Raw genomic sequence first — 26,265 nt, 5'->3', positions numbered from 1 at the left:
ATATGCTATACACTCAATATTAAAGGGTTACATCCACCCTTTCAACCATTCCTTCACGCGTCCAAGCGTCTTGTCCAGATTGCAGATCATTTCCTGATCGATATAAGGATGATCGTGCCGGAAATAATCCGCATGGCCTCCCATAACGGGAATCCCTTCCACATAGCCGGGAGCGTACTTGTGCCGGTTCCATACAGGCACAGTGCGCTTGTATCGCGTCCATCCGCCCCAACTGCCAAGCTTGCTGATGGGATCGTTCAGCTTGCCGAGATGATCCACCGAGTGGAAATAGCTGACGTTCTCCTGCATCTCCGGGACGATAGGCGTCTTGGGCGAGCCAACCTGCACGACGCGCAGATCGATGGCGGAATCGGCTTCCTTCAGCAATCTTGCTGCTTGATACGCGGCCGCCCCTCCGCCGCTGTGGCCGATCAGCAACATCCGTTCGCCGCCTGCGAAGCTATCCCTGATGTTCTTCCACACCTTTCGCCCTCCGACTCTTCCCGCATTCATTCGGTTGCTAAGATCGCTCCTCACCTCCATCACTTGACGGAATAGGCTGCGGCTGGCATCCCCATATGGAAATAAAACATGAATTGCAGGTTTCATGCCTCTATTTTGAAGCTCTTCATCCAACTTTTTTGAGCAGGCGTGGAATACGCTTGGCGATGTTTTCACACCCGCCAGCAAGTATACATGAAGCGAAGACGTCTTAACTGCCATCGGCCAGTACCTCCTTGTCACTCTAAGCTGAGAAAGCTGAGATTTATCTACCCTCATTATGCGGGGTATCGCCGCAATTCATGCGTCTCCGCAAGCAACTAAAAAACGCCAGCTAAGCAGCTGGCGCTAGTCGGCATTTCTCACCGATTGAAGAATGGTCAGTAGTCGGACGGGCCTATACGCCCATCTTCTTCCGCTGGTTGTTTACTTTTTTCGTATTCTGGCTCTTCATTTCCTTCGTCCCAGTCGAGAAATGCTGCTGTCCCGGCATGCCAGCTTGCCCCTTCTTCTGTGCCAGCAGCTGCTTGGCACGCTCAGCTTGCGTCAGCTTCTTCGGCTGCTCCGCCGCTTCGTTCGACTCATGATTCGTCATAAGGTAGGTTCACCTCTCTTTGTACTCCGTCACTGTTATTTTACTACACTTACGTGCCTTGCGAAAGATCCTTTCCTGAGAAGAATGCCGCTCGCGACATGCATGCCGGCAGCCTCAAGCTGCATGCCTATATCCGCAGTTGCAACAATAACAGCTCTATCGGACATTCGCCTTACCGCGCGAAGCATCGACAATTGCGCCTCGTCTGTCAGCACGGAGCAGAGATTGTAGGGAAGATCCACAATAGCCGCGTCATAACGACCATCCCGCTCTGTCATATCCCCCAGCCGGACGACATCGGGATAGCCGAAATGCGTCAGGTTCTCCCTCGCGCCGCGAACGGCAAGCGGATTTTTGTCCATTCCTTCTATTGTTACGCCCATGGACAATGCCTCGATCAGCACGCTCCCCATTCCGCAGCAAGGATCGATAAGCCGCTTGCCCTCTGTGAGCCGCCCAGCGGCAATGTTGACGATCGCTCTGGCCGCTCTGACCGGCAGCGCCGTGGAATAATTGCACGGTTTGCGCTGGTGGCGGAGCCATACGGCTTCACTGTCCCGGCAAGGTCCGAACAGCCACTGGCCGCCATATCGCATCAGCCCGTACAAGCGCTGTGGCTGACGCATATCCGCCACCCCACCAATAGATGCGCCAATCTGTCGTTCCATCGCCCTTCGCGCCTCGTAAGCGTGCGGCTCGTCGCCTTCTGTGTACAGCACCTTGAACGTATCTCCCGCCGTATCCATCCCCCGCAACCTCTCCATTAATTGAGGCAGCTCGTCAGCTTGATGCATAACATCTATGCGGCGCTTAATGAACGGGCTGCGATCTGCATCCAGCGGCTGCTCATCACGGCAAGCCACAATTCCGTTTTTTCCCGTCACGGCACAGCCGAACAGGGTGGACAGTTCCAGCTCGCACAACTCTGATTCATCTTCATGGCTGGCATAGGTGTACACATATCGGATGGGACCACTGATACCCTCGCCGCTCCTATCGCTTCTTGTCATCCGCCGCATCATCCCGTCTGTCTGCGGTTGCGTCCTCGAGCGGCTTCACTTCATCCGATGTCTCGTCATGCTGCAGCAGTTCCATATGACCAGCGTTCTCGTCATGAGCTTCCTCCCACGCGCGTTCCCCGGCATTGTCCGCCGCTCCGGCAGCCAATTGCTTCTCCAGCCCCTTCACCTGGCGCTGCAGACGATAGATTCGAATCATGCCGAATAAGCCAACCGTCAGACCGCCAAGCAAGGTGGACACCAGAATAACGAGAATAAGCGGCGTAGACGTCTTCGTGAACAGGAAATTGACTTGAACCGTCTCTACATTAATAACGGCGAATATTGCAATGACCAAAGCGAATGCAAAAGCCGATATAAGCATGCCTTGTCCTTTCATTCGCATCCCTCCTGCCATAAATTGTCCAGCTTGTGCCATTAGTCTAACCCAATCGGGGGTACAGCGCAATCTTTCCGTATCCAAGATTTGTCTTACAACAAGAAACTCCACCCCAAATAGGTGAAGTTTCCTCATCCAGTCCACATCAGCTGATTTGCTGCTTGCGGTATTCGCTCGGCGAGATGCCGTAATATTTTTTGAAAGTCGTCGTAAAGGTAGAACTGTTCAAGTACCCCGTCTTCTCGCCAACCTCCGATACGCTGTAATTGGTGTTCTGCAGCAGCTCGCGCGCGTGTGAGAGACGCACCTTGTTCAAGTATTCCACATAATTGACGCCGAACGTCTTCTTGAAGTAGCTGGAAAAATATTTCGGGGAAGTCTCGGTTACTTCCGCAATATGATCGAGGTACAGATTGCGCATATAATTCAGCTCGATATACTGCGTGATGTAGGTCGGGTTCAGCTTGCTGGCCTCCTGCTGACCGCTGCCGATATGCTTGACAATAAGCTCCGCCGCTTGATGCAGCACCGATTCCACGTCCTTGCCATCAAAGGATTGACTGGCCGCAGCATGAAATGTACGTTCCAGCTTAATCAGCTCTTCATTGTCCTTCGCCGCGTTCCCAGCATGACGAAGCATGAAATAGAACATCGTCTCGGCTATGTGGATAAGCTGATAATGATGGACATTGCGTTCTACGGCGTTGCCTAGTGTCTCGCTAATGATCTGCTTCCCTTCCTTTACTTTCCTGTTCAATATATAATTGGACAGCTTCTCAACCTTATCGAAAGGATAATACATATTCCAATCGCCTTTCAGCTTACCGGCATCCAATACTTTACTATTCGTATTCACAAGGCGGTACTCAAGCGCTTGAACGGCATTGCTGTACGCCTGCCTGCAGTTAGCCAGCTCCGAAGCGTATACTTTGCTTATGCTGGCGCGGGCGCTGTAACCGGTTAGCTCATCCTGCTCCAGCTTCTGCAATACCTCATTCAAGCTTTGGAAAAGATGGTCGCGTTCTTTCACTTCGCGGATACTCATCAATACGATAAATTGCAGATCCTTATCATAATAGACGCTGGCCATAATTTGCTTCTCCCGCAATGCGCTCTTAAGCCATTCTGTCATAAAATCCAATGACCGCGCCGGATCATCACCAGGGCTTCTCCATTGCACGACAGCCATCACGAACAACCGATGAACAAAAAAATCAGCGTCATAACGGTTAAAAGCCGGATTTTGTTCGGAACCGCTGGCGAACTCGTCAATCGCTTGCAGCAGCACGCCTCGTTTCGCTTCGTTCTCCGCAGTTTGAAGCTGTTTCTTGATCTCACCGTTTTCTGTCTGCAAATGAATGATTCCGCTAAGTATCTTTTTAAAATCATTGCCGCTATGCCTGCCGCCAAGCTGACTCATAATCCGTTTCACCGGACGATACAAGTAGATACTGAGCAGGATAGACAACAGAACAGCTCCGAGCACAGCAGTCACCATAATAATTCGATTCGACTTGCCGACCGATGCAATGTTGCTGAATTGATAAGGCACTTTCTCGATATAATAAAACCCGTTAAAGTTTGAGCGGTACACATGATATTCGTAATTGCCTTTCGTTAATGACGTTTCATCGCTGGATTGAAGATACACCTGCTCCAGTATGCTGCCTATATCAAACCCATCTTCCGTACTGAAGATAAGCTGCTCATTCTGGTCCAGCACTGCCAGCGAAGAGCCTGGAATCATGCCTCCTTGATTGACATGCTTTAGGAAAGCGGGTTCATCAATATAAATCAGTATGTTTTTGCTGGACATTCTTACTTTATTGCCACCAGCGACAACGATCAACTTTTTCGACACCTTCATCATATTGACGTTTGTAATATTGTATCTTTCGCCAGGAAATATTTTCAATGAGTTGTCGGAATTCATGAAGGTGCGCCAATAATTTGCATTAAAGCGATTATGTTCATATTTATTGTTCAATATGAGTGAAAGATTGCTTGTTCCCATGGACGTAACGGCGATATCCAAATTATCGTAGAAGACAACGGCTTCTTCAATGTAATCGATGGAGGATACAAGAGTTGCCATCTGCTCCTGCATTTTGTATGCGCCGATCATATCAATCCGACCATCCTCACCCTTCTCCTGAAAGTCATAAGGCAGTCCATGTATCGAATGAATTAAGTTATTGATCGTACGGAATTGATTATCGTAAGATTGAATCAGCGATTTCACAACCAATGAATTATTTTGAGTCACCTTCTCATAAATGCTGGAGATTGAAATCCGATAGATCGCGTACATCGAAATGAGCATAGTTCCAATGACCACAAGCATGGCCAGAAATATCTGGATAATGCCTTGATTTTGAAGTAAGCGCTTCATTTTCTCTATCATCCCCCTCATTTCATGTTGTATATCCTATATGGTATAGCCAATCCAACAACCTTGTCTATCTATTATCCACATAATATAAAATCCAAACAGGCCTTACGCGCAAATAAGCCGCAAGGCCTCGGTAGTATGAACGATACCACGTGGACAAGCCTCATCCTTTCTCGGAACCGAGCATAACCCCTTTGGCAAAATATCTCTGGGCAAACGGATAAATCATCAACATCGGAATCATCGAGATGAAGATCGTCGCATTTTTCAATGCTTCCGGCGTTAACAGCTTTTCTTCCGATAGTTGATTTTCCGCACCATGCTGGTATATCAACATTTCCCTCAGCACAACCTGTAGCGGGAACTTCTCCATATCGTTCAAATAGATCATCGGAATAAAGAAGCTGTTCCAGTGACCCATGAAATAGAACAGGCCGATTGAAGCGAGTGCAGGCTTCGACAAAGGAATTATAATGCTGAACAATATGCGGAATTCCGAGGCGCCGTCGATTACGGCGGATTCCCGCAGCGAATCTGACATATTCTCATAGAAACTCTTCAAAATCAACAGCTCAAGCGTCCAGATCGCATTCGGAATAACGAGCGCCCACATCGTATTAAGCAGACCAAGCTTCTGTACGACGATATAGGTAGGAATCATCCCCCCGTTAATAAACATGGTCAGCACAATAGCAACGATGAAAAATTTCCTTCCGAACATGCCCGGCCGCGATAACGGATAGGCAGCAACCGCTGTCATCAACAGGTTGATGAACGTACCGACTCCGGTATATAGAAGCGTATTCAAATACGCTCTCGGCACTCTGTCTTCCGACAGAATTTCCTTATATGCATCCAGCGTGAATCCTTTTGGCCATAGAAATACTTTGCCTTGGACAATGTAAGAACTGTCGCTAAAAGAAATGGCTACAATATAAATGACCGGATATAAGGTTGCCATCGCTACGAGCAAAAGAATAATCGTATTGAAGATGGTAAACGGCGTAAGTCTTCTTTCTCCTACCATAAACTTCTACCTCCCAATCTTCTGCTAATCAGATTGGTGATGAGAAGCATGACCAATGCGATCAGGGACTCGAATAATCCAACTGCAGAAGCATAGCTGTAATCATATTCCAGCAGCCCTTTACGGTAAACATAAGTAGAAAAGACATCCGCAACCTCATAAGTTAACGAATTGTACAACAACAGCACTTTCTCATAGCCGATCCGGAACATCGCGCCGGACTTGATGATGAACAAAATCAGGATGGTCGGCATCAGCGAGGGAATGGTAATGTAACGCATCATATGCCATCGCTTGCAGCCGTCCACTTTCGCCGCTTCATACAGAGTCGGACTAATCCCGGCAATCGCCGCCAAGAAGATAATCGCTTCATAACCCATGGAAGACCAAATGTCTGAAGAAATATATATCGTACGAAACCACTCCGGCATGGAAAGGAAGTAAATCTTCTCAAACCCGAGCCAAGCAATGAGCTGATTCATCAACCCGCGCCCCGGAGACAAGAAATCGATAATCATACTGGAGACGATAACAACGGATAAGAAAGCAGGCAAGTAGCTGAGCGTCTGCACCCACTTCTTAAACCAAATCAGGCGAACCTCATTCAATAATACTGCGAATATAATCGGAAAAGGAAAAGACCATAATAGGGTATATAAACCCAGTAAAAACGTGTTTCGGAACAAAAGCCAAAAATCCGGGCTTGAAAAAAACTTGATAAAATTCTCTAGTCCTACCCACTCGCTGGCCAAGATGCCTGTAAAAACCTTATAATCCTTGAAAGCAATAATCAGGCCATAAATCGGTCCGTAACGAAAAAGAATAAAGAATACAATACAAGGAACCAATAACATCAGCAATTGGCGATCTTTTTTGATATGACGCAGCGTGGAAGTCCATTTCGACGGCGATTTGGAAGCGGGCGGTAGCTGCCCTGCATTCAATTCTGACTTAGGCACAATCTCTTCCTCCTATCCTGATGATGAACAGGACACCCGAAGAAGCTTCAAGTGTCCTGCCTCGGCAACTATGCGAATGCTATATTATTCACTGTCGAATCTTGCCTGCGCGTCGTTATAGGCGCCGACATAATCATCCTCGCCCAAGCTCTTCGCTTTGGCCTTCCATTCTTCCCACTCCTTATCGCCGTAGGATGCCGTGAAGATATATTTCGAGCTGAATTCTTCTCCCGCTTTCAACAGCTCTGTTGTTACATCCGCAATGGTGGAGTTCTCCTCATCGGTGAACTTAAGCACCGGATCGAGTGGCTGCTTCATATCCTTCATCATATCCTGAGCCTCTTGCTCTTTTTCAGTGAAATTATAATAGACGCTGCGGTGGTCAGTACGCACATAGGCTCCTTGCACCCACATGCCGTATTTCTCCTCAAGTGCTTTTATTTCAATCAATTCGACATCCTTCAATTCCGGATAGCTCACTTTGCCGTTCGCATCAAATTCATAGTTGTCGCCTTGTTCGCCCATCGTCATCAATTCGGCGCCGGAAGGACTCGTCAAGTAATCAAGCAGCTTCAAGGCGACTTCCTTATTCTTATTGTTCGCGACAGCATGACCGAACATGGTAATCTGCGGCAGGCTGCGAATCGTGTTCTCCGGCCCTACCGGGTTGGCATAGCGCAAATTATAGTCAGGGCTCTGTTCCTTAATCTGGTTGTAGAACAAATCAAGTCGCCCAATCCAGTCAAACGTAACGAACGCTTTATCATTCGCTGTCATCTTCGCAGACCAGGAAGCGGACGTATCGGTAAGGAATTCAGGATCAAGCAAGCCTTCCTGATACAGCTTCTTCATGAAATCCAGCATCTCTCTATATTCCGGCTGAGTAAAGGAGTATTCCCATTGATGTGCCGCCTCGTCGAAATTCATCGGATAGTTATCACCCGTCACTCCCCATCCATAGCCCCAGTCTCTAAAGATAAATTCTTTTGTTTTGGATGCAAACGGGAATGAATCGGGATATATCTCCTTCAGTTGCTTCAGCGCTTGATAAAACTCTTCCGTATTGGTCCACATCGGGATGTTATTTTTATCGAATATATCTTTCCGATACAAGAACCCATGATTTACTTCGCGGTTCAATCCGTAGATTGGCCACGTATACATTTTCCCTTCATCATCGGAATACGACTTCATGACCCAGCCATTCTCTTCTACATAAAGCTTCTTGAAATTCGGCAGTTCATCAATGTAGTCGTTGATTGCGACGAATGCGCCCGCTCCGCCCATTTCATTTATTTCCGGAACCGTTAAGCCATGAATAATATCCGGAAGCTTGCCGGACGCTAATGTCACTTTCATTTTGTCTTTGTATGTCGCTGTCGAGAAAAACTGGAAGTCAACTTTGATGCCGGTTCTCTCTTCCAATTCCTTGGCGACCCACTTCTCATTCAAATCTTGCGCATCGCTAGCTACATACATCGAGATTGTAGTCGGCTTGTCGACGATCGGCAGCTTTAGCCCGCCCGTATCGCCATACTTGTTCGGATCAGCTTCCGGTTCTTTCGTTTCACCCGGATTGTTGTTTCCCGTCGATTGTTTCGGCGGTTCGTTCGTGCCCCCATTTTTGTTTCCATCATTGTTGCCGCCGCTGCATGCCGCCAGTATTCCGACGATCAGCGTCAAAGCGAGAAGAAGCGGTACCAGTTTTCGAGACATTGTTTTTTCCTCCTCTTTTATATATCGCTTGCTCGTGCGCCCTGACCTTTCTCTCTCGTGGCAACCCCGCAAAGAAGAGGTGAGTGAGAACGGCTTCCTCCAAAGCACAAATTTACGATAATCCAGTGAAACGAATTTGTATAGGCTGCTTTTTCATTCTTGTTTTATATTTCTTTGCAATCGTTTTCAAAACCTCAAAAACCCTTATGTGACAAGGATTTTTACCATAGGGAAAATGATAAACTAGTGGAAAATGATAAAATTAAGCGTTTTCAATTTAGGTGAAACGAAGTCAAAATTTCTATTGGAAATTAATCACCGCAATACTGCCAACACAGATAGGACATCCCGGCGATTGCGAGATGCCCATGGCGAAATCCTGATTTTGTCTTTGGTTAGCCCCTCAAACCTGAACGATCAAATGTCTTGTGCTCAGTTGCTATTGCTGCCTCAGCATCCCCCGGTAAATGCCGGGCACCGATCCTTCGATAACGGTTGCCCCGGCAACTCCCTCATAGAACGCAGTAGGTCCGGCTGCGCCTATAATGGCGTAGCCGTAGCCGTCAAGACGCATAAGCTCCATTGCATGCAAGAACAGCATTTTCCCTACACCTCTGCCCCGTTCTCCTTCAGCCACCCCGGTAGGGCCGAAAAAGCCCCGCATCGTGGCATCGTAGCACGAAAAGCCAAGCAGCTTCCCGTCTTCAACAGCGACCAGGCATGTAACGGGACATCTGGCCATGCCGGCTTCGCATTCGCTGGCCCACGCTGCGTTGAAATGATTCCGCACCCACTCCGTTATGACATGCTTCTCCGGCGCTATGGCGCGGCGTACGGCAACTCCTGTTCTCCGTTCGTATTCCCGCGCATTCTCATGTTCCGGGAGATCATATAACTTCACCAGCATATCCGGCATTGCAGCTTCACATTCCTCTCTTTGATTATCTGTTCCCCTCACATCTGTCCCATATAGCCAATCTTGTCATATCTGAATTCACTCCGCTGTCTTTAACGCAGCCATCGCCGCACCAATCACCCCGGCATGCCCGCCCAATTCAGCGGCCACCAGGCGGATCGGTTCCGGCGAGCGGAACGCGGGCATGACACTATGCTCCAGCGCGCTCCTTACTTTATCCAGCAAGAAATCGCCTTGCCCTGCCACGATAGCTCCTCCCAGCACAATGGCGGCGGGATTAAACGTATGAACAAGACCGGTCAGCCCTGCTGCGATATAACCGCAATATCGATCTACAACCTCTAATGCTTCCATATCGTTCGCACGGGCGCTTCGGAACAATTCCTCCGGGCTTAGCTGCTGCTCTTGCATCCCTCTCTCCCGGGCAAGCGACTGCAACGCCGTAACGGAGGCATAAGCCTCCCAGCAGCCCTTGTTGCCGCAGCTGCAGAGTTTTCCGTCCATATGGATGATCCCATGACCGAACTCTCCGGCATACCCGTCCCTTCCTCCGTAGACAGAGCGGTCCGCAATCCAGCAGCCGCCTACGCCTGTTCCAAGCGCGATGCACAGGAAGTCAGCCCATTCCCGCCCTGCACCATGCCAGGCTTCGCCCAGCGCAATCATATTCACGTCATTATCCACAGCAACCGGCAAGCCCGTCTCTTCACGAATTTTAGCACCTAATGGCATGCCGGCCCATCCCGGAAGCGTTGCTGTAGCTCCAAGCACCTGACCGCTGGCGCGGTGAACCTGACCCGCAGTTCCAATTCCGACACCGTCCAGTCGCACACCCAGCGTACCAGCCAATGGAACGCTTTCCGATGCTATTCCTGCCAGCTTCGCCAGCAGCGCATCCGGACCTTGCCAGGATTCCGTAGCTACCTTCGCCTCATGGAGCAGTTCTCCTTGCTCTGTGACAATGCCTACCTTAATATTGGTACCGCCCAGATCGATTCCCAGCGCTGCCCGATTCATGAGTGATGTCCTCCCGGCACGGCATGACCGTCGTCTGCACCCGTTGCCACCGCAGCGCCGAGAGCGTCAACGAACTTCTTCGTGATATATTCCGGTCTCGTAATCGCTCCGCCGACCACGATGGCATATGCGCCATGCCGCACGCACTGCATCGCTTCATCCGGCGTGCCGATTCTTCCTTCCGCCAGCACCGGAACGCTCAATTGGACCGCCAGCTCTTGCACCAGCTTCAGATCCGGCCCTTCTTGCTTATGCGTATAGGAAGTATATCCCGACAGGGTAGTCGATATCATATCGAAGCCGATTGCTTCCGCTTGCAGCCCTTCCTCCACCGTGGATACATCCGCCATTAACAGACAGCCGTATTCCTTCTTCAGGCGCTTCACCATCTCTTCCAGCTGCTCCCCATGAGGCCGCGGACGAGATGTCGCATCCAGCGCTATAATATCTGCACCTGCCTCGGCAACTGCCGCAGCTTCCTTCATAGTCGGCGTAATGTAGACGTCCGAGCCTTCGTACTGTGCCTTCCATATCCCGATTACCGGAAGCGAGACCGCCTGCTTGATCGCTCTGACGTCCGCTGGCGAATTCGCACGGATGCCCACAGCTCCTCCCTCTTTTGCCGCAATGGCCAATCTGGCCATAATGTCGGCTCCATATAGCGGTTCTCCCTCGTAAGCCTGACAAGATACGATGATTCCGCCTTTCAATGCTTTCAGCATACCGTTCATCCCCACCACTCCGTTTCCCCGTAATGAACCACTATTCGCTGTCATTATACCCTTCCCGGATGCATCGTGTAAACATTTACTCCAATTAACAAACATAATAAGGAGTAATGTTCCAAAACAACGTAAAGAGTACACGCTACGAAACAAATGCAAAGCGCAACAATGCACATTCGTCTTCTACCGGGACAACGAAGAGCGAAAAAACGGCCGGCCTACAGTTCCAACAGACAAGTGAAGATCAATAAATTTTATCCAGCACCGACTTGGAAGTCTGCTCCAGCGCCTGATAGGATTGCTCGCGGAACTTGAGCGCCGTCGCCGTGGACAGAATGTCCAGCACATGAATCTGCGACAGCTTGGATGAGAAGGCTCCGCCTTGCAGCGGCGTCTCGCGCGACTTGAACAACAGTACGGCATCCGCATGCTGCGTCAACGGCGAACGGAGATGGCTCGTGAGGCAGACGGAGAAGACATTGTTCTGCTTCGCAAGCTGAACCGCATCTACGACATCCTTCGTGCTGCCGGAGGTGGAGATTGCGAACAGCACATCCCCTTCGCTCATCAATGACGCCTGCATCGCCATCAGATGCGCATCGGTTACGATAATCGAATTGAATCCCATGCGCATAAAGCGATAATGCCCATCCATTGCAGTGAAAGCGGAGGAGCCGACTCCGAAAAAGATGATTTTCCGCGACTTGCCCAGCACATCCATTATCCGCTCCATCTGATCCATGTCCAACAAGTTCAACGTATTTTCAATCGACTTCGTATTCTCCGCCGTAATTTTCGCCGCGATATCCGGAAGACTGTCGCCTTCACTAATCTCGCTATGGACATTCCTGACCGGTACGACAAGATCCTGCGCAAGCGCCAGCTTGAACTCCTGATAGCCGCCCAAGCCGATCTTCCGGCACAATCGCAGCACCGATGTCTCGCCTACTCCCGCCAGCACCGCCAGATCGGTCAGCGTGACATAGACTGTGGCTTCAGGGTCCTTCAAGATGACATCGGCAATCTTCTTCTCCGTCTTCGTCAACGATTGATACACACTGGATAAGACCAGCAGAGTGTTCACATTTTGAGCCGGACTCTTCCCTTTCAACATGCTTCTCGCCTCCCAACTTCAGATTCACAGCCCTCTACTCTGCGTTGACCCATTGTCCAATATCCGATACAGCTTGTCCCGCATATCATCTTCGCTCTGAAGCTTGGACCAGTAAATGCGCGCCTCCTGGAAAATAATATCCAGCTCATCCACGCTCAGTCCCGTCTCCGTAAAGGCCTTCATAAAAGGCGCAGCTTGCCGGAAAAGCGCATATCCAACAGGCGACTGCTCAACCTCCCCTTGCCATTCTGCCGCTTCCTGCAAGGCAGGGATGCTCGTCGTACGCTGCCGGATCATCATCTGCATACGGCTCGACGTCATAAAGTCCAGGAACAACCCAGCGGCCGCCTTCTGCTCAGACGCACGGGATATGGCCAATCCTACCGACATCAGAATATTGGCCGGGACGCTTAAAGTCGGCAGCGGCGCAATGGCAAATCGCTGGCCGCCCTCTCTCTCCTCCGATACAAGAGCGTTCATGGCCAAATATGACGTCATAATGATCGACAGCTTGCCTTGCTTGAACAACGCTTCCGCATCCGCTTCACTTTCCGCCAGGAAAGTCGGGAACGATTGCGGGGCATAAATCATTTCCCTTAACTTGCTCAGAGCACGTACGATCCTCTCCACCTTCAAGTGAATCTCGTCTTCCCCCTCGGCTTGGCCGCTTCCGTTCTGCAGAAGAAATACCGGCCACCGATTTTTGGAATGCAGGAAGAAGTAGAAACCGAACCGGACATTCTCAATCGTCAGGGAAGCGGCGGCAGCGATCAACTCGTCCCAGCTCTGAGGACGAAAGGGCTCCGCAATGCCCGCTTCCGCCAGATGATCGCGATTGTAGCAGAGCACAAGCGGAGAGAAGACAAGCGGAAGGACATACTGCCGGCCATCGGCCTGGAACAGCTCGCTCAATCCGGGATACAGCCCGCCCCGCTGCTGAAGAGGCTCCAGCCGTTCCAACTGCCCGCGGGATTGAAAGTCATAAAAATTATTGTAGTTCATGGAAACGATATCAAGCATGCCGGACTCCAAATATTCCTGAGCGTATTCAGAATATCGGTCGAAAGCAATCGGCACGGATTGTACCCTTATATGCGGATATTCTTGCTGGAAGGCCTCAATCGCATCCAGCAAGCACGCCTCCCGCTGAAGGGAAGCATGATAGCCGAGCTTCAACGTAACAGGCAGGCGCGGAAGCGGATCGGCGACCCGATTGCCAACGCGCGGGATTTTCTCCAGCAATTGCTCCTCCACCAGCTTCTCCAGCCCGACACGAACCAGCTTGTTGCTCAGATGGAACTGCTTGACCAACTCCCGTTCCGAAGGCAGAAATTCGCCAGGCCGCCTCCGTCCCGCCAGCATATCATCGCGCAGCGTATGAATCATATGCTCCAATTTTTTTCGAAAATGCTTACGACCATTCTCGTTTTGTTCATTTAATGACATAAAAACACCTTTGGCATCAATTTTAGTGACGCTTTCACGCCTTCACCACTGCTTGCTCACAGCATAACCGAATCCCTCTGCTCAGGCAATAGCCTGACCGCTACAGTAGACCTATTGACAGATGCGCTATCTATTATTACGATGATATTGCATTTGTGAGTCAGTTGTGAGTCAACAAATGCGATGTATGCCAATTAAAGGAGATGATGTGCATTGAAGCATGCTCAACACATGACGAAAATTCTGCTCGCTGCCGCCTTAACTTCAACCTTGCTGTGGTCGGCCGGTTCCGCACCACATGCCGTCGCCGCGGCGGGAACAGCGCCTGAAGCGCTCGAAGCAGCAGCTCCGCCTCCAACCGTCCTCAACGCAGGGTTCGAAGACCCTGTAGCAAGCAGCGGCATCCCCGGCTGGAGCCAGACGTTCGGCAATGGATACGACAGTCTGTTCTATGAAGTCACTCCCGCTCAAGCAGAGGAAGGCACACACAGCTTATTGCTGGATGACCAGAATGCAGTGCGTCCGCTGGGCATCGAGAGCGATCCCTTCCCGGTGACGCCGGGAGCGAGCTACTCCCTCACTTCCATGATGAATATTGAAAACGGTTCCATGGCGCTCTATATGCGGTATTTTGACAGTACGGGGACCAAGGTCGGAGAGTCCAGCAACTGGCTGACTCCTACGAACGGACAATGGGTCAAGAATGGCACTTCTTCCATCGTGCCTGCGAACGCCTCCAACGCCACCGTGCTCATCTATTCCTCGGGAGCAGGCATTACTCGCGGTTATGCAGACGATGTACGCATCGCCCTCAATCCCATCGGCACGTTCGAGCGAATCGGCGGTATTGTGAAAGGCATGATTAACGAGGACGGAGCAATCGGCACGGAGAATGGCCGTACGGTCATGTACACGGTATTCAAGGGGCGCGGAGAAGTGCCTACTGCCTTCGCCGTAATCGACGTGCTTACCCGGGAAGTGCTTCGCACTCATCCTATGCCGGGCGTCGAAGCCGCCTGGGGCGTCAAGATCGCAACCGACGGCAGAGTATATATCGGCACTCATTACGATGGCGGACTGTACCGCTATACGCCGGCCGACAATTCGTTCCAGTATCTGGGGCGATTCGGTGAAGAGACGCATGTGTTCTCGCTTGTGGCCGGATCGAACGGTGAGATGTATACCGGCACTTATCCTAGCGGCAAGCTGTATAAATTCGATCCCGTTTCCGACTCCATCTTGGAAATAGGGCAATTCGATCCTACTCAGAGATATGTTCGTTCACTGGCTTACGATGCGACACGCGGCGTACTCTACGTGGGATTAAGCGGGACGAAAGCCCGCGTATTCAAATACCTGGAACAGGACGGCTCTTTCACCGAGTTGTTGGCATCCCGCATTCCCGGAGGCGGCGACCAGTATACGTTCACGTACGGATTGGATTTCGCCAACGACCGGCTGTTTGTGAAATTTTCGAACGGGGATCTGCTTGTTATGCGGGCGGAGGACGATACGGTGGAGTATTACGACCCAAGCGGCATGGACATCCACTCCGAGAAGGTATCGCCGATTCCGGGCGAACCGGGGAAAGCGCTCTTCACGTACAGCGGCGATTACTACGTGTACGATTCCGCTACGCAGAGCTCATCTTTGTTGAAAGGTGTACAAGATGGCATGAACTTCTACTCCGGCGCCTTCGTGAGCTTGAACGATCCTGCATGGCCCGGACATACCTTCGTGGCAGTCGGCCGGTACGGCCATATCTTGTACTACAATCCCGCATTAGACCGTGCGGAAGTGCTCCCGTCGCTTTATAGCGGCGCTCCTATCCTCATCCAGAGCATTCATCAAGGCCCGGACGGCAAGATATATGCAGCAGGTTATATGTCGGGATTCACGTCCTATGATCCGGTTACCGGAGCAGTCTCGGACACGCATACGCTCGGTCAGGTGGAAGCTTCCGTTAACCGCAACGGGAAAATGATTATCGGAGCATACGCAGGCTCGCGCATTCTGGAATACGATCCCGCTCTCCCATGGTCCAGCCAGAATCCGAAGCAGTTGTTCGACCTGCGGGCTCATGGGCAAGACCGGCCTTTCGCTATGGCTTATGCTGAAGACCGGGATACGCTTATCGTAGGCACGGTGCCAAGCCCGGATTCTCTGGAAGGCGCTCTTGCGCTGTATGACTTTCAGACGGAGCAGCTGGACGTGTTCAAAAATATCGTACCGAATCAAAGCATCATCTCCGTCGTCTATAAGGATGGATTCGCCTATGTAGGAACGACCGTATACGGAGGCTTGGGAACGGATGGCCCGACAGAGCAGCATGCCAAGCTGTTCGTATTCGATCTGGCCACGAAGCAAAAGGTGTACGAAGGTATTCCGGCATCCGGACGGAAAGGGGTAACGGGACTTAGCATCGGTCCGGACGGGATGATATGGGGCATCGCCGAAGACTATCTGTTCAAATTCGATCCGGATACCTTTACTTACCCATACAAGGCATCCAAGCTGCGGCGGTACAAGACGACAGGCACAACATGGACATACGGCTTCATGGCGATCGGAGCGGACGGCAACATGTACGGCACTTCACGCGGACAGTTGTTCATGGTGAAGCCGGATACGATGGAGTTCGTCGTCCTTAACGGCACCTACGGCAATTACTTGACCAGCGATGCATTCGGCAATCTCTACTTCTCCGACAACAGTTCGGACTTATGGAAGTATACGCCGCCGGCCAGCGAGCAGTCTCTCCTGACCCACCTGGACATCTTCGCCTCTCAAGGCGGTATAGGCAATCATGGCATAGCGAACGCATTGCGGACAAAAGTAGAGCATGGCGAGCTGCGGGCGTTTATGAACCAGGTACGCGCTCAAAGCGGCAAGCACATTACAGAGAACGCCGCGGCTGTGCTTCTGAGCCAAGCGGAGCAGCTGCTAGGCGGAAACGCCTAGCTCGACATAGCCTTCAACGAAGACGATTGAATCGATCCGGTTCTGTATGACGATCGTCACTTATCATATGACGCCCTTTTTTTATATCGTTAATTGGGAACTTAAATCGTCTTCGAAGAAGGAGTGGAAAGATTGCGCAACGAAATGGAAATAAAGCAGTACAGCGTGAGCAAAATAATGGGATTATGGGCGTTGGTGGCGGTGCCGATGTTCATTCTTCGATTCGGAGTGATGCCGGTATTGGCGCCTGTCGTCGATTTGCACCCCGGCATCCTGTATTGGCTGCTTATGATTGTCGGCATGATCTGGCAGTTTGTCCTCTCCGTCATTGTTTTGAAACGGGAACTGGGCGATCTGAGCTGGCAGAAGCTGAAGACGAGATTGTGGCTGAACCACCCGCTTCATCCCAGATCGCACCGAGTCTACAAGCTCGCATACGCATTCACGGTCCCAATCATCATGTATGCCTTTTTCTTTGAAAGCTCGGGATGGTTTGAATTCATGAGCGAAGCGATGATACGGCTTTTCCCGTTCATGGCACCTGAAGATTACACAATGATCCAGAATCTGGTGAGCCCCGAGTTTGTCGGCGATTGGTATCTGCTCGGCATTGCGCTGGTCAGCTGCATTTTCAATTATGTATTGGGGGAGGAGCTGTTCTTCCGGGGAGTTCTGCTGCCGAAGATGCGGGGAGCCTTCGGCAACTGGGATTGGGCCGTGAACGGCATTTTGTTCGGGGCCTATCACCTGCATAAAATAGCGGAAATGCCGCTGCTTGTCATTGGCTCGCTTTTTTATGGCTTTTTGAATGCCAAGTATCGCAGCTTTTGGCCGTCCGTCATTATTCATGGCGTCGAAGCCATCCCGTTGCTATTGGGCGTTTTTATTGGCATACTGGGACTTGCTTGAAGTGATTAATTTTCAGGGGAAGTGCGTCTCATGTCGATTTCCACCGTCAATACGCTAAGCAATACGAAAGTATCCAGACTCTTTTTCTATGGGCTGGCATGCTCCTACGTGATTCTGTTGCTGCTCTTCAACGTTCTCTCTCATTTTAAAGGCCTGGCGATTGTCGCGCTTTTGATCGGACTTTATTTTTTCAGGCATTCGAAACCGGTGTTAAGCCAGCCCAAATACCGTCTCGTTGCCGCCGTATCGCCAGTCACGGAAATCGTGCTGCTCTTTATGCTGTTCCTGCAAAGCGGTACCGAGATCGAAGGCATTGCGCTGATTATTTTTGCCGCGGACATTATTCTGCATTATAAGGCGTGGTATGCTTTGCCCCTTGTCTACGGCGGCTATTTAACCTATATTTTCATCTGGTCGGCAGACGGAGAAATATGGGGCAACGTATTCGATATATTGAGCTTCTCGTGTCTGGTCGTTCCGATCTGGGCCACCAAGCTGCTGCTGAATCAGAGAGAGATGAGCCTGCGCTTGAACGAAGCCTTGGTGCAGGAGGCAAGAATGAGAGAAGAGATGGCGGCGTTGAAAGAGCGAAGCAGAATCGCAGAAGAGGTGCACGATACGGTGGGCCATACGCTGACGACAGCGATCGTCGCCCTGGAGGGAGCCCAATTGCTGTTCGATAAGAAGCCGGAAGAGGTCTATTGGAAAATTCTGGTCGCTCGCCAGCAGATGAAGCAGGGACTCGGAGATATCCGGCAAGTTGTCAAAGCATTGAAAGCCGAGAAAGGAATCGGCGGTAGCGGATTGGGGCTAGAGGAAGGAATTAAACTGCTTATCGCCGATACGTCGAAGCAGACGGGCGTTCAATTCGCATTTTATTACGAGGTGGCTGCTCCGCTCATATCGCTGCAGGAGTACGTGATGTCAAGCGCGATCAAGGAATCCATAACCAATGCGCTGAAGCACGGCATAGCAACCCGGATCGAGATCTCGATCCGTGAGCGCGAAGAGACGATTCATATGACGGTTAAAGACAATGGCGAAGGCAGCGATCCCATCGTGTATGGGTTCGGCCTGAATACGATGGCGAACCGAATCGAAGCGATCGGCGGACAATTCAGCGTGAGCAGCGAATCCGGGAAGGGATTTGTTGTCGAGATCCGAATGCCTGTCGCAAGGGGGTTACCGAATGAATAACGATCGCACGATCGGCGTCATGCTTGTTGACGATCAGAAGATCATGCTGGAAGGTCTGGAAACATTGCTGTCGATAAGGCCGGATATTGTGGTCGTCGGGACAGCGCAAAGCGGCGAAGAAGCACTCGAACAGCTTCGCTCGGTTACGCCTGACATCATCCTGATGGATATCCGGATGCCGGGAATGGGAGGCGTCAAGGCTACCGGGGCCATCAAAGAACGCCACCCGCAGGCGGTCATCCTCATCCTGACTACCTTCGACGATGATGAGTATATCATAGAAGCTTTGAGCAACGGAGCTTCCGGTTATTTGCTCAAAGACATCGATGGGGAGAAGCTGGCGCAGTCCATTCACGAGGCGCTATCCGGCAATTTGATGTTAACCGGCAAAGTGGCGCGCAAGCTCGCCCTCAATATTCGGAATACGAACAACCGCTATGAAAAAGCGGGCGAAAAATTGGACTTCACCCCACGCGAGCTCGACTTGGCGAGGCTGCTTGTGGAGGGGGATGACACCCGGGAAATCGCCGAAAAACTACGGTTGACGCAAGGCACGGTGAAAAACTATTTAAGCGATATATATGCCAAAATCGGCACCAACGATCGGACGAAAGCCGTCTTGCTGTTGAAAAGCATGATGGAAGAAGCAGTGGATTAACCTGCTCATCACCCATTCCAAGCCGATTAAGCGCTATGGCAACCGATACATCCGCTCCTCCACCACGGGTCGACAAATCCGCCTGAACAAAAAAAAGACCTCTGCATTGATCTTTGCAATGGAGGTCTTCTTCCTTATGCGGTTCGGAACGAGCTGGTTGAGGAGGAAAGCTGGTCGCATCCTGCATAAGCATGCAGTCTTCCGTGGTATACTAGCTCCATTACCGAAGTCTTCTGCAGATCGCCCGGGGTCACGAGCAGCGGCGATTTGCTCACCAGATTCACTCCGCTGCGCGCGAAGACGGTCGTTACGAATTGGGAACAGAAGTAGCGATTCTTTCTTTCCCATTCGACATTGAATACGACGCCAAGCATGCCGATCAAATTATAACGGTATTTCTCTTGATTGCGCATGAAATGCTGAATCTCGGCTCTGATGCTGTTATAGGTGTTGTAGCCTACCCGAATTCGGTAGATCGCGCACATAGAGTCCTCGAAGAACGTATTGCGGACATCCTCCCGAACAAATCCGGCTATGAAAGGATTGCTTGGATTTTTGCGCCCGAAGCTGTAGACTTCATTCAAATCCGCATCGAAGGCAATGGACGCATGATTGAGAGGGTCCTTGGTAAAAGATCTTATAATTTTCGTAAGCACTGTTCCTGTATCTGTCAACAAAATGTATATATCTTTATCTCTATTCATGCGTATACCTCCACATTAAAGAACTCTCGTCTAAGTATTAACTTTAATGCAGGAGACGGATAATTTTAACCTGCTGCAGGTATAGATGATCCCCCGACTTAAGTCTAGTTTTTCGGATTCGCCTCTCAGGCGAAATTGTGTACAAAACTTGAACGTCTATCAATCTCCCTCCATTCTACTGGATTTTTCTCCTTTACTCAACCTATTGTTGTCTCCTGAGCTTCAAACATATTTCAATTCCTGTAAACTTCTTCTATTCCGGATGCTCTTTCATGCTATATTATGATTAGTAGCAAAGACATAGGTTACACGCTAAAAAAGGGGAATAGGCTATGATCTGGTATGAAAGCTACATCGAGCAATTGACTGAAGTTTATCGTGCTGCGTCAGAACGTATTGCAAAGTTTCCGCCTCCGCTCAACGAGATCGGCCTGCAATATGCAGAGAAGTTCAATCCCGTCAAGCAGGACAAAGGCAAAGATTATATATGCACATTGCTCCCCTACTGGCTGCAAGATCAAGCCGGACTGACGAACGAGCAATGCGGACAACTGTCATTAGCCAATGTATATGGCATGCTGTACTTTTTTATTCAGGATGATGTCATGGACGATGGTCCCATGGACGCTTCCGGCTTGAAGCAGCAGCTTGCCCTGGGCAATCTTTTTTATTTGGAGATGTTCGCCGTATTCCGTTCCTTATTCCCATCCGACAGCCCGTTCTGGCAGCATTATGAACAGTATGTAAGCGTATGGGCGGATTGTGTCGTGAATGAGGGCGATGCGAACTACTTCCTGAACGACCCGTTGCGTACCGCGGGAAAGGCCGGTCCCGTCAAAGTCTCATGCGTAGCCGCCTGGCTGCTGGCGGGACAGCCGCATAACATCGCAAAATCAGAACAAGCCGTCGATATCGCACTCATGACCTTGCAAATGCTGGACGACTGGGCCGATTGGGAGGAGGACATGAAAGAGGGCAGCTATAACGGGCTGCTGGCGATGATTGCATCCGACTTTGCTTCTCAAGCAGGCGGAGTCAATGGACGTTCATCTGAAGAAGGTTCGATAACCCGCTTAACGAAGGAGCAAGTAGAGACGGCCATCTACGTCCACTGCTGCATGAACCGATATGCCGCATTTGCTAAAGACAACTATGAGAAGCTTCTGCTCTTGGAAGGCATACCGTCTCCTCTTATTGGCTTCCAGTCCTATATGGTGGCATGTTTGACGGAGACGGCCGATCATATAGCTTCCAAAAAGTCGGCTTTGCTACTAGGCGGTTTGAACTATCATTTCCACTCACAAGTGAAGTAATGTATAAATTTGTAGGAAAAACGAAACATTTTGTAGATTTTGTCGAAATTGAATGGTACACTAGTCATGGTAACATTATACATATTTGAGAGGATGATTAGTGTGCCTACTAAACAAGAACTAGGTCAGCAAATTATCGAGAAAGCCTGGGCTGACGCACAATTCAAACAGCAGCTCTTGGCTGATCCAAAAGCCGCAATTAAAGACGCTTTCAATGTCGATGTACCAGCAAACATCAATCTTCAAGTACTAGAAGAGACAGAAGATTCCTACTATTTGGTACTTCCTCAAAACCCGGCTTCTGTCGATGACGGAAGTGTTAAAGGGCCTATGTGGGATTAAAAAAATTAGCCGATGAGACCTAACCTTCATCGGCTTTTTGCATACAAGGAAATATTAACAACACTTCCGTTCCCACCCCAACCTTGCTTTTAAAATGTAGCTTTCCTTGCATTGCTTCAATTATTCTATAGGTAACCATCAAACCAAGTCCCGTACCTTTTGTCTTTTTAGAATAGTAGGGCTCACCAAGACGAGCAATATCTTCCTCAGCTATTCCTTCCCCATTATCTTTAATTGAGATGATAATTTCATCTGGTTCCTTACTCAGTTTAACGGTAATTGAGACAATTCCTTCTTCGTTAAATGCTTCAATACTATTTTTTATTAAATTGATCAGTGCCTGTTTGAACTTAGATGAGTTCCCTTGAATATACACATCGTCAATAATATTTAATTGTAACACACCACCATGTAATGTGGCTAAAGGCCCAAGAATGACTTCAATTTGACGAACTTCTTCTCCGATATTTAAATATTGTTCTTCCCCTAAATCTGGTTTAGCGAATGTTAAAAAATCTGTTATGATTTCCGATGCTCGATCAAGTTCATTAATAGCCAAATGCATATATTTTTGATGACTATCGTTCATTCGCCCGCCAAGTAACTGTAGGAACCCTCTGGTTACCTGCAATGGGTTCCTCACTTCGTGCGCAACAGAAGCTGCTAATTGACTGATCGTTTCTATTCTTTCTGCTCTCTGCAATTCGTTATTGAAAACTTCAATCTGTTTCGAATACAATATAGCTTGCTCATAATTTCTCATTACTTTTCGAACCATAATAATAATTAACCCTGCGAGAAAAAATAATAGACTAATCTTCCAATAAAACATTTCATACTGCCTGTCCTTTACATAATACCAAACCATTTCCCCTATACCGACCACTAAAAATATGCCAAGACCACTACTCAAAATAATGGCATCCTTATTCCCATACCAGCACTGATAAACAAGTGCGCCTAACAGAATTACATTACCTATTAGTGCAGCCGATGAAAAAACGAACATCCCCACTGAACTATAGATGTTTAACATAGAATCAAAAATAAAACTTCCTGACAACAAAAATATCGAAAAAAATGCCACCGCAAACTGGACTTTTTTAAACATAGAAATCAATCGATACGGACCGTTACCGAATACTTTTTCAAAAAAGAAGAAGAATGCCGGTATTAATATAGTTGATGCCACATCGAATGCATAGTAAGAAATTAACCCAAGTTGAGGATAGATTTTTTCAATCAATGTAGAATAAGTTAATATCATTATTCCAATACAAAACATGATTGTAAAAAGAGAATTCCATCCTGGTAAGAAATTCCTATTCACAAACAATGCACTTATAAGCATAAAGAAAGAAATAATAATAAGTGCTGCTCCCAATATGACATCTACCAAATCAGTTTTTGTGAATTTTTTAAATATACTATCGAAATACCCAACGTTCACTTCTTTAAATAATCCTAATTTATATCCGCCTTTATTAATGTTAATATAGATTTCCTGATTACTTTCCGTTTCAAACAATGGAATTACAATCTCATTCAAATTGTATTTATAATCTTTATACCTCTCAAACACCACTTCACCATCTATATACATCACCACATCTTTGGCGTATAGCTTCTCGAACAAAATCGCGGGGCGCATGTCAGTCAGCTCCGGCAGCTGAATCTTGAGCCAAGCGGAAGAAACTTCGTCAGGCACCGTCGGATACTCCTCATCTGCCATAACGTCGAACCAATGCTCGTCCTCCAATTGCATCACTTCTTCAATCGTCTGCTTCTGTCCTGGTGCTTCCCACAGCATTTCCCACTGACTGATGATGACGGATTCCTTCTGATCCCCGGGCTGGGCATAAGCAAGCGCTCCCGAAGCCAGGAACAGATAAGCCATCATCCATACGACCATTTTGATACCGATTCGTCCCATATCCTTCTCAAACCATCCTTTTATTCATCTTTATTTTCATCTATCATCATTATCCATAATTCGACATTATTCGTCATGAATCCCTAGAAACTTCTCCCTTAACTCTTATCATAATACCAGTCTTTGTAGATTACTATCGAAATATCAAAAAAGCTGCAGCAAAGGTTAAAAAACCTTTTCGCTACAGCTTTTTCTACATTATATGATTGTTGGATATTGTCGAATATTGACTCTAAATAATCTTGCGTCGAATCGCCGCATTGCGAAGCACATAATAGTTCGCAGCTCCAAGCAGCAACGCCGCTACCAGAATAATAACATGCACGACCGCGAAGCCCAAGTCCGCAATATAGAAGCTCATCTTCCCGAGTCCCGCAATCGTAATATTGGCTTGCTGACCGCCTGCATAGGATGCCTCCAGCAGCTTCTCCATGGCAATGACGACTATTCCGGCAACAATGGTAATCCCCGTCCCGGGCATCCATCCGAATCGATAGTAACTGGAGCCGATCAACCAGCCATAAGTAAAGTACAACACATACATCAGTATACTATTGATGAGCGACGGAAATAAAGCCGTTTCCGCCCAATTCTGCTCCATGTTCAAAAGATCATAGATCCACGCTCCTGCGTATACTCCGACACTTTGAATAATCGCACAGACTACGGACAGAATCAATATGGTGAGCATGGTTCCCATAGCAAAGTGCTTGCGCGTAATGCCGTTGGTTACATAGGAAGGCATCGATAAGGCTATCAACAGAATTCCCAATACAAGCAGAAAAATCTTGGGGGAATAGCTAATGCTCTGAAGCATATCTTCCTCTGCATCAATAACACCGAAGTTATTCAGCAATATGCTGACAATGACGAAAGCGATTATAAATATGGCCCAGTACCACAGCATTATCCGTATATGCGAAGCGCATAGATGTTTTGCGACACGGGAAACCGGAGATTGACCTTTTCGATTCATCGTTCCTTCGCTCCTTTCTTCGTCATATGAACGAACAAGTCCTGCAGGGACACCGGGCCAACAGCCAGCCCCTCCCTTTCGATCCGCTCCAACAGCCGGGCCGGAAGCTCTCCGTACACCGTTACCGACTTCGTACTTCCCAGCTTCTGTTCGTTCAGCACTTGCAGCTCCGAGGCTATAGCGTCAATCTGATGCTCAGGACCGGTTATTGACGCCCCCCGAGTGCGGAAGGCCTCCGACTCCTCATGAATGAGCAGCTTGCCCCGATCCAGTATAAGCACTTCTTCAAATAGATTCTCAATCTCTTCAATCAGATGAGAGGACAAGATGATCGTACGCGGATGCTCCATGTAATCCTTCAGCACCTCATCGTAGAATGCGTATCGGGACGGGGCATCCATACCGATATAAGCTTCGTCGAAAATCGTAACCGGAGCCCGGCTGGAAAGCCCGATCGTAACACTCAGCGCCGACTTCATTCCGCGCGACAATCCATCAATTCGTTTCTTCAAGGGTAGCTCGTACGTATCCAGCAACCGGCTTGCATATTCGCCATCCCAATTCGGCCAGCAAATCTCGGCCAATCTAAGAACGTCTTTAATAGAAGAAGAGTCTGCGAAATGGACGCTTTCTCCCACCATGCATACCTGACTGGTAATAGCCGCATTTTCATAAGGATGCTGTCCGCCTATGAACACTTCGCCGCCCGATTGCTTGCGCAGAGACGCCAGAACGGAGAGCAGACTCGTCTTGCCTGAGCCGTTGCGTCCCAGAAGCCCATATATTTTGCCGCCTTGCAGCTTGAACGAAATGTCCTCCAGCGCTCTCTGTCTCCCGTACTTCAACGTCAGCCTGCGTACCTCAATGTCCAATGTCATGGCCGATCCCCCCTGCGATTCTGAATGCGTAACACAATATCCTCGAGCGGAATGCCGATCTGATTCGCCTCCGTCAGCATCCGATCCACCACTTCCTCGAAAAATCGCTCTCGCCGCTGCTCCAGCAAGGTTTCTCTTGCGTTCGGACTTACAAACATGCCAATCCCTCTTTTCTTGTACAAGATCCCTTCATCCGTCAGTAATTGGAATCCCTTCGCCGCAGTGGCGGGATTAATCCGGTAGAACGCCGCATATTGGTTCGTCGACATGACCTGTTCCTCTTCCTTCAAAGCTCCGCTTACGATATCGTTTTTAATTCCTTCAGCAATCTGCTGGTATATCGGGCTCTGGTCATGAAACATTTCATCACCTCATCACTTACATGGTTCATTACTTATGTAACTAACCATATAACATTCACATTTTTCCGTCAAGCTTAATTTATAAAATCGCATGACCGGTACGTGTGCTGTCAAACCTTTACTTTGCAAATTCGATGGCGCAACATGACTGCCTCAACTGCCGACTTGCCACGTAGCCGTCTTCGGTTCTTTGAATTCTCCCTCCCTTTATCCCCTCCTCTATCTG

Annotated in this window: 24 protein-coding genes; 6 read left to right on the top strand and 18 right to left on the bottom strand. The window is 49.1% G+C overall.

All coding sequences use genetic code 11. The annotated features are described in order from the left end of the window. Positions 1-27: 27 nt before the first annotated feature. The 13 genes from M6D81_RS24045 to M6D81_RS23985 form a co-directional block, all read right to left on the bottom strand. The gene (locus M6D81_RS24045; protein ID WP_262679710.1) at positions 28-723 is read right to left on the bottom strand and encodes a hypothetical protein; all 696 of its coding nucleotides are present in this window, start codon (positions 721-723) and stop codon (positions 28-30) included. A gap of 175 nt (positions 724-898) precedes the next feature. Then, a complete protein-coding gene (locus M6D81_RS24040) occupies positions 899-1,096 on the bottom strand; it encodes a hypothetical protein (RefSeq protein ID WP_262679709.1) in 198 nt (65 codons plus the stop codon). 35 nt (positions 1,097-1,131) lie between these two features. Next, positions 1,132-2,106, bottom strand: a complete 975-nt coding sequence (locus M6D81_RS24035) for a TRM11 family SAM-dependent methyltransferase (protein WP_262679708.1) — start codon at positions 2,104-2,106, stop codon at positions 1,132-1,134. Beyond that, the gene (locus tag M6D81_RS24030) at positions 2,090-2,494 is read right to left on the bottom strand and encodes a LapA family protein (RefSeq protein WP_262679706.1); all 405 of its coding nucleotides are present in this window, start codon (positions 2,492-2,494) and stop codon (positions 2,090-2,092) included. Before M6D81_RS24030 ends, M6D81_RS24035 begins: the two co-directional genes overlap by 17 nt. A 145-nt stretch (positions 2,495-2,639) precedes the next feature. Beyond that, on the bottom strand, positions 2,640-4,886 hold the full coding sequence (locus M6D81_RS24025; RefSeq protein ID WP_262679705.1) for a helix-turn-helix domain-containing protein: 2,247 nt from the start codon (positions 4,884-4,886) through the stop codon (positions 2,640-2,642). A gap of 163 nt (positions 4,887-5,049) precedes the next feature. Then, entirely contained in the window at positions 5,050-5,913 is an 864-nt protein-coding gene (locus M6D81_RS24020; RefSeq protein WP_262679704.1) for a carbohydrate ABC transporter permease, read from the bottom strand. After that, a complete protein-coding gene (locus M6D81_RS24015) occupies positions 5,907-6,872 on the bottom strand; it encodes an ABC transporter permease (protein ID WP_410795786.1) in 966 nt (321 codons plus the stop codon). The genes M6D81_RS24020 and M6D81_RS24015 overlap by 7 nt, the downstream gene beginning before the upstream one ends. A gap of 84 nt (positions 6,873-6,956) precedes the next feature. Then, entirely contained in the window at positions 6,957-8,588 is a 1,632-nt protein-coding gene (locus M6D81_RS24010) for an extracellular solute-binding protein (protein WP_262679703.1), read from the bottom strand. A 439-nt stretch (positions 8,589-9,027) separates the two neighbouring features. Continuing rightward, on the bottom strand, positions 9,028-9,504 hold the full coding sequence (locus M6D81_RS24005; protein WP_262679702.1) for a GNAT family N-acetyltransferase: 477 nt from the start codon (positions 9,502-9,504) through the stop codon (positions 9,028-9,030). A 78-nt stretch (positions 9,505-9,582) separates the two neighbouring features. Then, complete coding sequence (locus M6D81_RS24000) at positions 9,583-10,521, bottom strand: ROK family protein (protein ID WP_262679701.1); 939 nt, start codon at positions 10,519-10,521, stop codon at positions 9,583-9,585. Continuing rightward, positions 10,518-11,243 carry an N-acetylmannosamine-6-phosphate 2-epimerase gene (locus M6D81_RS23995; RefSeq protein WP_410795788.1) on the bottom strand — a complete coding sequence of 242 codons (726 nt, stop codon included), beginning with the start codon at positions 11,241-11,243 and terminating at the stop codon, positions 10,518-10,520. Before M6D81_RS23995 ends, M6D81_RS24000 begins: the two co-directional genes overlap by 4 nt. A gap of 247 nt (positions 11,244-11,490) precedes the next feature. Further along, positions 11,491-12,360 carry a MurR/RpiR family transcriptional regulator gene (locus tag M6D81_RS23990; RefSeq protein ID WP_262679700.1) on the bottom strand — a complete coding sequence of 290 codons (870 nt, stop codon included), beginning with the start codon at positions 12,358-12,360 and terminating at the stop codon, positions 11,491-11,493. A 24-nt stretch (positions 12,361-12,384) separates the two neighbouring features. Beyond that, positions 12,385-13,746: an extracellular solute-binding protein gene (locus M6D81_RS23985; RefSeq protein ID WP_262679699.1), complete on the bottom strand. Its 1,362-nt coding sequence runs from the start codon at positions 13,744-13,746 to the stop codon at positions 12,385-12,387. 273 nt (positions 13,747-14,019) lie between these two features. Here M6D81_RS23985 and M6D81_RS23980 point away from each other — a divergent pair, with 273 nt between their 5' ends. From M6D81_RS23980 to M6D81_RS23965, 4 genes are all read left to right on the top strand, one after another. Next, positions 14,020-16,767 carry a ligand-binding sensor domain-containing protein gene (locus M6D81_RS23980; protein ID WP_262679698.1) on the top strand — a complete coding sequence of 916 codons (2,748 nt, stop codon included), beginning with the start codon at positions 14,020-14,022 and terminating at the stop codon, positions 16,765-16,767. A gap of 132 nt (positions 16,768-16,899) precedes the next feature. Next, positions 16,900-17,676: a CPBP family intramembrane glutamic endopeptidase gene (locus M6D81_RS23975; protein ID WP_262679697.1), complete on the top strand. Its 777-nt coding sequence runs from the start codon at positions 16,900-16,902 to the stop codon at positions 17,674-17,676. A 30-nt stretch (positions 17,677-17,706) separates the two neighbouring features. Further along, positions 17,707-18,873 carry a sensor histidine kinase gene (locus M6D81_RS23970; protein ID WP_262679696.1) on the top strand — a complete coding sequence of 389 codons (1,167 nt, stop codon included), beginning with the start codon at positions 17,707-17,709 and terminating at the stop codon, positions 18,871-18,873. Next, entirely contained in the window at positions 18,866-19,531 is a 666-nt protein-coding gene (locus M6D81_RS23965) for a response regulator transcription factor (RefSeq protein ID WP_262679695.1), read from the top strand. The genes M6D81_RS23970 and M6D81_RS23965 overlap by 8 nt, the downstream gene beginning before the upstream one ends. Before the next feature lie 134 nt (positions 19,532-19,665). On the opposite strand, the gene M6D81_RS23960 is transcribed toward M6D81_RS23965, so the two are convergent. Continuing rightward, on the bottom strand, positions 19,666-20,235 hold the full coding sequence (locus M6D81_RS23960) for a C40 family peptidase (RefSeq protein ID WP_262679694.1): 570 nt from the start codon (positions 20,233-20,235) through the stop codon (positions 19,666-19,668). 332 nt (positions 20,236-20,567) lie between these two features. Here M6D81_RS23960 and M6D81_RS23955 point away from each other — a divergent pair, with 332 nt between their 5' ends. Both M6D81_RS23955 and M6D81_RS23950 read left to right on the top strand, forming a co-directional pair. Further along, positions 20,568-21,548: a hypothetical protein gene (locus M6D81_RS23955; RefSeq protein WP_262679693.1), complete on the top strand. Its 981-nt coding sequence runs from the start codon at positions 20,568-20,570 to the stop codon at positions 21,546-21,548. Between the two features lie 102 nt (positions 21,549-21,650). Continuing rightward, on the top strand, positions 21,651-21,890 hold the full coding sequence (locus tag M6D81_RS23950; RefSeq protein WP_262679692.1) for an NHLP leader peptide family RiPP precursor: 240 nt from the start codon (positions 21,651-21,653) through the stop codon (positions 21,888-21,890). Between the two features lie 19 nt (positions 21,891-21,909). Here M6D81_RS23950 and M6D81_RS23945 read toward each other — a convergent pair whose 3' ends face one another. From M6D81_RS23945 to M6D81_RS23930, 4 genes are all read right to left on the bottom strand, one after another. Beyond that, positions 21,910-23,823 (bottom strand): sensor histidine kinase, encoded by a 1,914-nt coding sequence (locus tag M6D81_RS23945; RefSeq protein WP_262679691.1) that lies wholly within the window; start codon positions 23,821-23,823, stop codon positions 21,910-21,912. A gap of 232 nt (positions 23,824-24,055) precedes the next feature. After that, positions 24,056-24,799: a hypothetical protein gene (locus tag M6D81_RS23940; RefSeq protein WP_262679690.1), complete on the bottom strand. Its 744-nt coding sequence runs from the start codon at positions 24,797-24,799 to the stop codon at positions 24,056-24,058. Further along, complete coding sequence (locus M6D81_RS23935) at positions 24,796-25,677, bottom strand: ATP-binding cassette domain-containing protein (RefSeq protein ID WP_262679689.1); 882 nt, start codon at positions 25,675-25,677, stop codon at positions 24,796-24,798. The genes M6D81_RS23940 and M6D81_RS23935 overlap by 4 nt, the downstream gene beginning before the upstream one ends. After that, a complete protein-coding gene (locus M6D81_RS23930) occupies positions 25,674-26,039 on the bottom strand; it encodes a GntR family transcriptional regulator (RefSeq protein ID WP_262679688.1) in 366 nt (121 codons plus the stop codon). The genes M6D81_RS23935 and M6D81_RS23930 overlap by 4 nt, the downstream gene beginning before the upstream one ends. Positions 26,040-26,265: the final 226 nt, after the last annotated feature.

It is taken from the genome of Paenibacillus sp. J5C2022 (assembly GCF_025567625.1).
Taxonomy (GTDB): Bacteria; Bacillota; Bacilli; order Paenibacillales; family Paenibacillaceae; genus Pristimantibacillus.
The sequence above is the reverse complement of the archived record's forward strand: the minus strand, read 5'-3'. Positions and strand labels throughout refer to the sequence as shown.